General features: G+C 48.3%; 4 protein-coding genes and 1 pseudogene. 4 read left to right on the forward strand and 1 reads right to left on the reverse strand.

Translation table 11 applies throughout. The features are described from left to right. Window positions 1–499: T9SS type A sorting domain-containing protein (locus RIH33_RS13600; RefSeq protein ID WP_406658716.1), on the forward strand; the 499-nt coding region annotated here is incomplete at its 5' end. A 111-nt stretch (window positions 500–610) separates the two neighbouring features. Here the strand turns inward: RIH33_RS13600 and RIH33_RS13605 are convergent. Continuing rightward, window positions 611–1,786: an MFS transporter gene (locus RIH33_RS13605; protein ID WP_406658461.1), complete on the reverse strand. Its 1,176-nt coding sequence runs from the start codon at window positions 1,784–1,786 to the stop codon at window positions 611–613. Between the two features lie 350 nt (window positions 1,787–2,136). On the opposite strand from RIH33_RS13605, the gene RIH33_RS13610 reads away from it, so the two are divergent. The 3 genes and pseudogenes from RIH33_RS13610 to RIH33_RS13620 all read left to right on the forward strand — a co-directional run. Next, window positions 2,137–2,949: a PhzF family phenazine biosynthesis protein gene (locus tag RIH33_RS13610; protein ID WP_406658460.1), complete on the forward strand. Its 813-nt coding sequence runs from the start codon at window positions 2,137–2,139 to the stop codon at window positions 2,947–2,949. 156 nt (window positions 2,950–3,105) lie between these two features. Continuing rightward, window positions 3,106–3,312, forward strand: coding sequence for a hypothetical protein (locus tag RIH33_RS13615; protein ID WP_406658459.1), 207 nt, complete (start codon window positions 3,106–3,108; stop codon window positions 3,310–3,312). 139 nt (window positions 3,313–3,451) lie between these two features. After that, window positions 3,452–3,655, forward strand: a pseudogene (locus RIH33_RS13620) (hypothetical protein); the annotation flags it as partial.

Genomic DNA, 3,655 nt, shown 5'->3' on the forward strand with positions numbered 1-3,655 from the left:
AATCTACGTGATCGATACAAACTATGTGAATTATAACAGAGGACAGTATGACCTTCAGGTGACGGTAAGTGATGGAGTCAACACAAGTGCCGTCGAGGGTGTGATCATGCATTTGAATGACAGGGTACAGATTTGCCATAATGGTGAGGAGAAATGGGTGCCTGAGCAGGCCGTACCTGGTCACCTTGGGCATGGCGACAATCTGGGCGAATGTCAGTCGGGTCAGCGGCAGTCCGAGGGGGCGTTTGCTACGGATAAGAAAGCCCAATTGCGGGTCTACCCCAACCCTGCCACCACGGGACTGAGTGTGGATTTGGGCACCAACCCGAACACGGTGAGCAGGATAGAGCTGATGGACCTGTCGGGCAAGGTGGTACGCAGTGCTGAGGTAGGATCAAACCTCCAGTTTCACTGGACGGTCAGTGACCTCCAGCGTGGAATCTACGTCCTGAGACTGAAGGGCCGTAAAACACAATCAAGTAAAATACTGATCAAATAGTGAGTCACGATAGATCAGGTTTATAGAATCAATGGCCATCTAATGTAATTGGATGGCCATTGGTAATTTATGAGTACTATGCATCCTGATTAACTTACCAAACCCTCATGTTCACCCCAATGCCGTAGCCAGTTTCCTGCGTGCGGTCTTGCGCATTTGTATAATGGCCAGGGCCAAAAAGACTCCTGCAAATGCCATCAGTGCACCTACCACATCTGCCGAGGTGAAGCCATAGCCCATGGCTATGGGGAGGCCCGCCAGGTAAGCTCCTGAGGCATTGCCCATATTGAAGGCACTCTGATTGAGCGAAGAACCCAGCATCTCAGAGCCCTTGGCGGTATTGATCATGGCCATCTGAATAGGGGCCGCCACACAGAAAGCACCCAGGCCGATCACAAAGGTCATGACCAGCACAGCCACCTGATCGTGTGCCAGAAAGGCATTGGCTAACAGCAGCAGGCTCATGACCCCCAGGGAAAGTGTCACGGCATAGATCGGTTGCATCCACTGTGCCAGCTTAGCACCCAGAAGGTTGCCGACGAACATGCCACAACCTGCCAGGATCATGGCATAGCTCACCACACCGGGATCATGACCGGCCACCTCAGTAATGAGGGGCGCAATGTAGCTGTACCAGGCAAAGAACCCACCCGTACCGATGGTAGTGAGGAGGACGACCATCCACAATTCGGCTTTTTTGAGAATTTGAAAGTCTTCGCTCATCGACTGATGAGAGGACTGGGCGAGTGCGGGCATCCAAAACCTGAGGCTTGTGATGGTGATGATGCCTACTATGCCCACCACAAAAAAGGCAATACTCCAGTGAAACTCCTGCCCCAGATAGGTGCCAAACGGCACCCCCAGGATGTTGGCCAGGGTGAGCCCTGAAAACATGGCTGCAATGGCTTGCGCTTCCTTACCCGGCTTGGCCAGCCTGCTGGCCACTACTGCGCCAATCCCAAAGAACGCACCATGCGGAAGCCCCGAAAGGAACCTGAAGAGCATCAGCGACCAGTAGCTATTGGCAAAACCCGACAATGAATTGAATACCGTAAACCACACCATGAGTCCCATGAGCATTTTGTGGGCAGGCCACTTGCTGCCCAGCGCGGTGAGCAGGGGTGCCCCCACCACCACACCGATGGCGTAGGCCGAAATGAAATGACCAGCTTCAGGAATGGTGATGTCCAGTGAGGTGGCGATTTCGGGAAGTATGCCCATGATGACGAACTCTGTCATGCCGATTCCGAATCCGCCTGCTGCCAGGGCAATAAGGGCTTTTTTCATGTTTTGGATGCTTAAATGTATGGTTGTCTGACACAGTGCTACCAGCCGATCAGAAATTGCGTTTTGTATTCATAGAGGAATGGGGGCTGAGCAAACCGAACGTTATTTTGCTCATTCTTCATTGAGGGGCAAAGCTCCATAATTATTGCGAATTTGACTGCTTTCTGAGCGAATCTTTGCTAAATACCCTCGGGTTTTGGGTGTTTTATGTTCGTTTTGTTAATGGGTTGTCGGGGTAGTGACTTAAGCCACTTCATTGAATCTGATTTGCAAAAGGCCTATTTTAGCAATGATATTTGGGCCGGGGATACACCATATCCTGGAGGTTAACTCCCCTAATGCTTTAAGAGATGTCTGTTTCAAAATACTATTTGTTAGATACGTTTTCTAATGAACCATTTAAAGGGAATCCAACCCCTGTCTGTATTTTAAATGAAATGCTAAGTGCCGGGGTGATGGCCAAATTGGCCAGGGAGTTTAACTCACCGGTCACCACCTTTGTGGAGCCCAAAAACAAAGATGGAAGCTTCAATATCCGATATTTTACAGTTGAAGGCGAAATACCCGCCTGTGGTCATGCCACGCTTGGAGCAGCATTTTTACTCCTTCACCACCCACCTTTGGAGGAGGTTGAATTTGTGACGATTGAAAAAGTAAGAATCAAAGCATGTGTACATGATGAGATGGTCTATCTGCAATACCCTATCTATGAGCGGAAGAATTATGAGATCCCTCCTGAATTGCTACATGCATTAACCATCAAACTTCCAGAAACGCATTTTTACTGTGATGAATTGAAATCACTGTTCATTGAACTCAAAGGGCCAGATGACGTCAGGCGAATCAAACCGGATTTTGGGAGGCTCAGAAAAGCTTCTGACGAGCTAAAGGAAGTGGTCGTCATGAGCTCGTCGAATTCAAGTGAATATGATTTGGTCCTTCGTTCGTTCTGCCCGTGGATTGGTATCGATGAAGATCCGGTTACCGGTTCGATTCATTCGGTATTGGCCCCTTTTTGGCAGGAAAGGACTGGTAAAAATGAGTTGACCGTCTTTCAGGCCTCCGAGAGAAGTGGCGAGCTTTTTGTGAAAATCACGGGAGATTCTGTGAAAATTGGTGGAAACTCACGGATCGTGGTGGAAGGGCAATTAAATTCGCTGTGATCCCGAAATAGATCGACCCAACCAGAGCAGTGCGGCAACGCTGGATTTTCTTACTCCTCAAAAAAAAGTAACTGGTGGCAGCAGCTCCCAGAGACCCTAGGCCGGGTAGACGCGCTGAAAATGTTGACATTTTCAACGGCTTAAGACAGTCATGCTGTGGTTCAAGACAGCCTTGCAGTGGTTGAAGACCACCTTGCAGCGTTTCAAGATAACCTTGCAGAGGTTGAAGACAACCGTGCAGTGGTTCAAGATAACCGTGCAGTGATTCAAGATAACCTTGCAGAGCTTGAAGATAGCCGTGCAGAGTTTCAAGATAACCGTGCAGTGGTTGAAGACAACCGTGCAGTGGTTGAAGAGACGTGACCGCTGTTCAAGTGACCATGCCTCCTATAGCCGATAATGGTTTGTTCAGGATTTAAAAACTGCTACATTTGGTAGCTTTACAAGGCGAATAACAACCATTGGTGGTTGTTAGCCGGTTGTTGGTGGTCATTAATAACATATGAAACAGTTTACCATCCTTACATTGATTGTCTTTCTTGCAGGCTGTTCTTACCAAAAGTCAGAAGAATATGATTTAGTGATATCCAACGTCAACCTTATCGATGGAACAGGGAAACCTCTACAAACTGGAGTTTCAATAGGGATCACTGAAGGTAAAATAGTAGCAATTGATTCTATCTTATTGAATAGTAACGGAAAGAGC

The organism is Marinoscillum sp. (genome assembly GCF_040222955.1).
Taxonomy (GTDB): Bacteria; Bacteroidota; Bacteroidia; order Cytophagales; family Cyclobacteriaceae; genus Marinoscillum.

Coding starts and splice junctions, on each gene's coding strand:
- RIH33_RS13605 (WP_406658461.1), bottom strand. CDS start 1,786: ATGAAAAAAGCCCTTATTGCCCTGGCAGCAGGCGGATTCGGAATCGGC.
- RIH33_RS13610 (WP_406658460.1), top strand. CDS start 2,137: ATGTCTGTTTCAAAATACTATTTGTTAGATACGTTTTCTAATGAACCA.